The 6,849-nt window shown below is 69.0% G+C and carries 6 protein-coding genes and 1 pseudogene; 5 read left to right on the forward strand and 2 right to left on the reverse strand.

Translation table 11 applies throughout. The annotated features are described in order from the left end of the window. Positions 1-132: pseudogene (locus WAL33_RS06800) on the reverse strand (citrate synthase); the annotation flags it as partial. Positions 133-209: 77 nt separating this feature from the next. Here WAL33_RS06800 and WAL33_RS06805 point away from each other — a divergent pair. Next, positions 210-1,334, forward strand: a complete 1,125-nt coding sequence (locus WAL33_RS06805) for a citrate synthase/methylcitrate synthase (protein WP_422179756.1) — start codon at positions 210-212, stop codon at positions 1,332-1,334. Here WAL33_RS06805 and WAL33_RS06810 read toward each other — a convergent pair. Continuing rightward, the gene (locus tag WAL33_RS06810) at positions 1,331-2,437 is read right to left on the reverse strand and encodes an FkbM family methyltransferase (protein ID WP_422179758.1); all 1,107 of its coding nucleotides are present in this window, start codon (positions 2,435-2,437) and stop codon (positions 1,331-1,333) included. The genes WAL33_RS06805 and WAL33_RS06810 overlap by 4 nt on opposite strands. A gap of 136 nt (positions 2,438-2,573) precedes the next feature. Between WAL33_RS06810 and WAL33_RS06815 the strand changes: the two genes are divergently transcribed. From WAL33_RS06815 to queG, 4 genes are all read left to right on the forward strand, one after another. Beyond that, positions 2,574-3,512, forward strand: coding sequence for a cation diffusion facilitator family transporter (locus tag WAL33_RS06815; protein WP_422179760.1), 939 nt, complete (start codon positions 2,574-2,576; stop codon positions 3,510-3,512). A gap of 80 nt (positions 3,513-3,592) precedes the next feature. After that, entirely contained in the window at positions 3,593-5,050 is a 1,458-nt protein-coding gene (rfaE1, locus tag WAL33_RS06820; RefSeq protein WP_422179762.1) for a D-glycero-beta-D-manno-heptose-7-phosphate kinase, read from the forward strand. A gap of 134 nt (positions 5,051-5,184) precedes the next feature. After that, entirely contained in the window at positions 5,185-5,871 is a 687-nt protein-coding gene (locus WAL33_RS06825) for a glutathione S-transferase family protein (protein ID WP_422179764.1), read from the forward strand. After that, positions 5,852-6,849: tRNA epoxyqueuosine(34) reductase QueG (queG, locus tag WAL33_RS06830; protein WP_422179766.1), on the forward strand; the 998-nt coding region annotated here is incomplete at its 3' end. The genes WAL33_RS06825 and queG, both read left to right, overlap by 20 nt.

Here is a 6,849-nt window from a genome sequence, read left to right on the forward strand (position 1 = left end):
GTACAGGCTGCGGCGCGGATCGTCGGGATGGGCGGCCGCGCCCACCCGGCCTCGGCTGACATAGGCGTACAGGGTCTGGGCCCGCACCCCCAGCGTCGCCATCGCCTGTTCCGCGTCGATCCAGTCAGCCATTTATATTGATTACATTGATCAAGATTGACGATCAAGCATCAGAGGCTTGGATTGGCGGTGAAAGGAGACCTAATTCCATGTCCAAGGGTCTTTCCACCGTCCCCGCCGCCGCCCAACCCGCTGAAGGTCTGGAAGGCGTCATCGCCGCCCACACCGTGCTGTCCGACGTCGACGGCCAGGCCGGCCGCCTGACCATTCGGGGCTACGCCGTCGAGGACCTGGCCCATCGCGCCGGGTTCGAGGATGTCGCCCACCTGCTGCTCGACGGCTTCTTCGACGACCTGCCGTCCGACCTTGCCCCCGCCCTCGGCGCGGCCCGGGTCCGCGCCTTCGCCGAGGTCGCCGCCCTGGACGAGGGCCTGGCCCGACGCGACCCGGTCGAGGCTGTCCGCGCCCTGATCGCCCGCCTGCCCGACGGCGACGGCCTGGACACCGCCTTGCTGCTGATGGTCGCTCCGGCCGTCTTCACCCCCGCCGTGTTGCGGGTCGCGGCCGGCCAGCAGCCCATCGCGCCCGACCCGGCCCTGTCGCACGCCGCCGACATGCTGCGCATGACGCGCGGCGTTGCGGCCACGGACGGGGAGGTGAGGGCGCTGGACGCCTATCTCGTCACCGTCTGCGATCACGGCTTGAACGCCTCGACCTTCGCCGCGCGGGTGGTGGCGTCGACCCGCGCGGGCCTGACCTCGGCGGTGCTGGCCGGGATCTCGGCCCTGAAGGGTCCGCTGCACGGCGGCGCGCCCGGTCCGGTGATCGAGATGCTGGACGCCATCGGCGCGCCGGACAACGCCGAGGCTTGGCTCCTGCAAGCCCTGGCGCGCGGCGACCGGCTGATGGGTTTCGGTCACCGCATCTACCGGGTCCGCGACCCGCGCGCCGACGCCCTGAAGGCCGCGATCCGCCAGCTGGCCCAGACGTCCAGCACGGTCCCGGGCCGCCTGGCCTTCGCCGAGGCGGTCGAGCAGGCGGCGCTGCGGATCCTTCGCCAGCACAAGCCGGACCGGCCGCTGGAGACCAATGTCGAGTTCTACACCGCCGTGCTGCTGGAGGCCCTGGGCCTGCCGCCAGCCAGCTTCACCTGCGTGTTCGCCATGGGCCGCACGGCCGGCTGGATCGCCCACGCGCGTGAACAGCTGGCCACCGGCAAGCTGGTGCGCCCGCAGTCGGTCTATGTGGGTCTCCGGACGAAGGCCGCGGCCTAGGAGAAGCCCAACGCCTTGGCGTGGCGGCCGTCCGGGCGAATGAACAGGTAGTCGCCGCCTTCCTCGCTGCAGAAACCGTCGTGGTCGATGGCGGCCAGGCCGCCTTCCACCACGCGGTAGGGCATGAAGCCGTTCTCTTCAAAGATGGCGGACATGCTCTTGACCGCCGTCTCGCCCATCAGAGAGGCCACCAGGTCGGCGGTGTATTCGATCAGGAAGGCGGTGTCGTGGGCGGCGGCGAGCACATCTTTTCCGCCCCGCAGCACCAGCAACTCGAAGCCCTCGACGTCGATCTTCACCAGATCGGGCGCGCGGCCGGCCTTGGCGACCAGGGCGTCCAGCGTCACGGTCGGCACCTGGATCTGCTGGGGCGTGCCGCGGAACTGAGCGATGCGCTCGGCCGAGACCCGGAAGCCCGACATCGCCGCGTGTTGCGGGAAATACTCGAAGGAGGCCGAACCGTCATGGACGTCGGAGACCGCCGCGGCGACGACTTCCACGCGTTCCAGCAGGCCGTTGGCCTCGAGATTGTCGGTCAACAGGGTGCGAATGACGGGGTGGGGTTCGATCGCCAAGATCGAACCTTCGGCGCCGACCAGGTTGGAGGCGAGCAGCGTATGGACGCCGATATTGGCGCCGACGTCGATGTAGAATCCGCCGGTGTGGAGCAGTTTCCGCAGCAAATCCCGAACCGGGCGTTCCCACTCTCCGTGTTCGACGAGATGCAAAGCCATGAAGGGTTCGCTGCTGTCGAGGTACAGTCGATGACCATCGACGGTATGCATGAATATGCGGCCACCTTCGGGCCAATGAATGGGCGTGCGAAGATGAAGTTGGTTGAGTTTAACATCAATATAATGGCGCAGCTCCGCCATTATGCTTTGAGTAAAATCTTCGCGAAACAAGCGTTCGCGGGTCAGAGATTCCTCCAATTTGGCGACGACTTCAGCGACAACTCCGCGCGTGAAGTCTTCGCGAGATTGGCGCTCGCGCGTCAAGGAATCGTCCAGCTTAGCGGCCAATGCAGCGCCCAAGCCATTGGAAAAATTGAAATTCAAGGAAATCTTCCCGAGACGCGGGCCGTGCAGGAATAGTTCGGCCATTGGTCTGGAACTTGTGCGTTCCTGAGCCAACGCCGTCAAGTAGCGACGGGAGCGGACCTGTCCCAAACGGTTCCCAAAAGGCCGACGCGAGTCGTTCTCGCTGGGGCTGCACCGCGCCGCTTGCTAAACACTCGCCATGCCCGATCCTCATCCTGCCCTGACCGCCGCCGAGAGCCTGGTCCTGACCCGTCGCGTGACGACTCTGTCAGTGGGCTGCGCGGCGATCCTGATCGTCATCAAGGGGACGGCCTGGCTGAGCGGCCACTCGGTGGCCATGCTGGCCTCGCTGGCCGATTCCGCCCTGGACCTGGTCGCCTCGCTGGTGACCTTCTACGCCGTGCGCTACGCCGCCGAGCCGCCGGACGCCGAGCACCGGTTCGGCCACGGCAAGGCCGAAGCCTTCGCCAGCCTCACCCAGGGCGGCCTGGTGTTCGCCTCGGCGGCCCTGATCGGCCAGGAGGCCATCCGCGCCCTGTTCAGGACCCAGCCGCCCGAGCACGGCGCGCTGGGGGTGGGGGTCATGGTCGTCTCGATCCTGCTGACCCTGGCGCTGATCCGCGCCCAGACCGAGGTGACCAAGAAGACCCGCTCGGTGGCGGTGTCGGGCGATCGCGCCCACTACGCCGCCGACCTGGGCTCCAACCTGGTGTCGCTGATCGGCATCGGCGCGGCCAGCCTGCTGCACCTGGCCTGGGTGGACGCCGCCGCCGGCCTGATCGTGGCGGCCTGGCTGCTGTGGGGGGCGATCGGGGTGTTCGGCGAGGCCGCCCATCAGCTGATGGACCACGAGCTGCCGCTGGAGGATCGCGAGAAGATCATCGCCCTGATGACCGCCGACCCCCGCGTGCTGGGCGTCCACCAGGTGCGCACGCGCGCTTCGGGTCCCTACATGCACGTCCAGGCTCATGTGGACCTGGATCCCAACCTGGTCCTGAGCGTCGCCCACGCGGTGCTGGTGGCGGCCGAGAACCGGGTTCTGGCGGCGTTTCCAGCCGCCGACATCCTGCTTCACCCCGATCCGCGCGGCGCGGCCGAACCGCATGGCGGGGCGTTCGGCGAGGCCCCGCCGCACTGAGCGCGCATTGTCGGGCTTGCCCGACGCGCTTCACGGGGCCAAATGGCGCTACTCCCTGTGACGTTGGAGCGACCGACCTGATGGACGACACCCTGGCCAAGCTGCCGCGAGCCTTTTCGGGCGCCACCGTGCTGGTGCTGGGCGACGTGATGCTGGACCGCTTCGTCTACGGCGCGGTCGACCGCATCTCGCCCGAGGCGCCGGTGCCGGTGATCACCGTCGAGCGCGAGACGGTGATGCTGGGCGGGGCCGGCAACGTGGCCCGCAACGTCGCGGCCCTGGGCGGCCGGGCGGTGCTGGTGGGCGTGGTCGGCGACGACGACGCCGGTCGGACGCTGGCCGGGCTGATCGACCGCGAGCCCAGCCTGGACTCGGCCCTGATCGTCGACCCCGCGCGCCGCACCACCGAAAAGACCCGCTACATCTCCGGCTCGCACCAGATGTTGCGCGCCGACCGCGAGGATCGCGGCGAGGCCGACGGCCGGGCCGTGCTGGCGGCGTACAACGCCCACCTGCGCGAGGTCGACGTGGTGGTGCTGTCCGACTACGCCAAGGGCGTGCTGACCCCCGTGGTGCTGAAGGCCGCGATCGCCGCGGCCAACGCCGCCGGCAAGCCGGTGATCGTCGATCCCAAGAGCCGCGACTTCACGCGCTATGACGGCGCGACCCTGATCAAGCCCAACCGCCGCGAGGCCGCCGAGGCCACCGGCGTGACCGGGGCCGGGGACGAGGCCGCCGCCGAGGCCGCCGACGCCATCCTGGCCGCCGCCCCCAACCTGGCCGCCGCCCTGATCACCCGAGGCGGGGCGGGCATGACCCTGGCCGTGCGCGGCGAGGCCCCCGTCCACCTGCCGGCCACGGCGCTGGAGGTGTTTGACGTCTCCGGCGCCGGCGACACCGTGGCCGCGACCCTGGCGCTCGCCTTAGCGCGCGGTGCGCGTCCGCTGGACGCGGCCCGGCTGGCCAATCTGGCGGCCGGCCTGGTGGTGGCCAAGCTGGGCACCGACGTGGTCACCGCCGACGAACTGGTCGGCCTGGCCCACGGCGAGCACGCCGATCCGGCCGCCGACAAGATCGCCGACCTCGAGGGAGCCCTGGCCATCGTCGCCGGCTGGCGGGCGCGCGGCCTGAAGGTCGGCTTCACCAACGGCTGCTTCGACCTGCTGCACCCCGGCCACGTTTCCTTGCTGACCCAGGCCAAGGCCGCCTGCGACCGGCTGATCGTCGGCCTCAACACCGACGCCTCGGTCCAGCGCCTGAAGGGCCCGACCCGGCCGGTGCAGAAGGAGACCGGCCGCGCCACCGTCCTGGCCTCGCTGTCGGCGGTGGACCTGGTGGTGCTGTTCGACGAACAGACGCCGCTGACCCTGATCAAGGCGTTTCGTCCCGACGTGCTGGTCAAGGGCGCCGACTATACGATCGAGACCGTGGTCGGCTCCGATGTCGTGTTGGGCTACGGCGGCAAGGTGCTGCTGGCCCAGCTGAAGGCCGGCCAGAGCACCACCAACCTGATCGGCCGCATGAACGCCAAAGCTTGAGTGCAAGTGTCGGCGCCGCGCCTTGTCAGCGGCCCAAATTTCGTCGCGAACTCGACCGAAGACCGATGTTCGGCAAGTTCTTGTTAAACAAAACGGCGCATCGATCGAACGATGCAGCCTGAATGCGCGTGGGCATGAGCGTCGAGCGAACCCTTCACCACTTTCCCCTGGACCCGGCCTCGCGCCAGGTGCGTCTGGCCCTGGGCGAGAAGCGCCTGCCGTTCGTCGAGGTGCAGGTGCGCTATTGGGAAGGGCCGGAGGAATTCCTCAAGCTCAATCCGTCGGGCGTGCCGCCGGTGCTGGTCGAGACCAAGAACCAGCGCACCACGGTGATCGCCGAAACCCGCGCCATCCTCGAGCACATCGAAGAGCAGGATCCCGAGCCCGCCCTGCTGGGCCGCGAGCCGGGCGAGCGGGCCGAGGCGCGCCGGCTGCTGCAATGGTTCGACCGCAAGTTCGACAACGAGGTCAACGGCTTCCTGCTGCACGAGAAGATGGAAAAGCGCCTGCTGCGGCTGGGCGCGCCGGACCTGTCGTCGCTGCGCCGTGGCCGCGACGCCCTGCGTCAGCACCTGGACTATATCGAAGGCCTGCTGAACACCCGCGACTGGCTGGCCGGCCGCCGCATGAGCCTGGCCGACTTCGCCGCCGCCGCTCACCTGTCGGTGATCGACTATTTCGGCGATGTGCCGTGGAAAGACTTCCCGACGACCAAGACCTGGTACATGAAGCTCAAGTCCAGGCCCGCCTTCCGACCCATCCTGGCCGATCGCTGGCCGGGCCTGGCGCCGGTCGCGCACTATGACGATCTCGACTTCTAGCCACGCCGACGCCGCCCTCCGCGACGAAATCCGCGCCGAGGCCCTGCGGCTGGGTTTCGACGCCTGCGGTTTCGCCAGCGCGTCGGACGCCTGGCCCAACGGCGGCTGGCTGCGCGCGTTCGTCGCCGAGGGCTTCCACGGGGCCATGGGCTGGATGGAAGAGACGCTGGATCGCCGCGCCCACCCCACCGGCATGTGGACCGACGCCAAGACCGCGGTGATGCTGGGCGTCAACTACGGTCCCGAGCACGACCCGCTGATCGCCCTGGAGGACGGCTCGCGCGCGGCGATCTCGGTCTACGCCCAGGGCGACGACTATCACGAACTGATCAAGAAGCGGCTCAAGGCCCTGGCCCGCTGGATGCACGGCCGGTTCGGCGGCGAGGTGAAGGTGTTCGTCGACACCGCCCCGCTGATGGAAAAACCCCTGGCCCAGCGCGCAGGTCTGGGCTGGCAGGGCAAGCACACCAACCTGGTCTCGCGCCAGTTCGGCTCGTGGCTGTTCCTGGGCAGCGTGTTGACGACCCTGGACCTGCCGGCCGATCCGCCCGAGCGCGACCATTGCGGCTCGTGCAGCGCCTGCCTGGACATCTGCCCGACCAACGCCTTTCCCGGCCCCTACCAGCTGGATGCGCGGCGCTGCATCTCCTACCTGACCATCGAGCTGTCGGGCCCGATCCCGGTCGAGTTCCGCCCGGCCCTGGGCAACCGCATCTACGGCTGCGACGATTGTCTGGCCGCCTGCCCGTGGAACAAGTTCGCCAGTCTGTCGACCGAGATGGCCTTCCATGCCCGCGAGACGCTCAAGGGTCCGGCGTTGGCGGATTTGGCGGCGTTGGACGACCCGTCGTTCCGGGCTCTGTTTAGCAAGAGCCCGGTCAAGCGCATCGGCCGCGACCGCTTCGTGCGCAATGTGCTCTACGCGATCGGCAACAACGGCGACGCGGGGCTGATGGCCGCGGTGGAGCCGCTGCTGGC

The sequence above is a fragment of the Caulobacter sp. genome, from assembly GCF_049283275.1.
Taxonomy (GTDB): Bacteria; Pseudomonadota; Alphaproteobacteria; order Caulobacterales; family Caulobacteraceae; genus Caulobacter.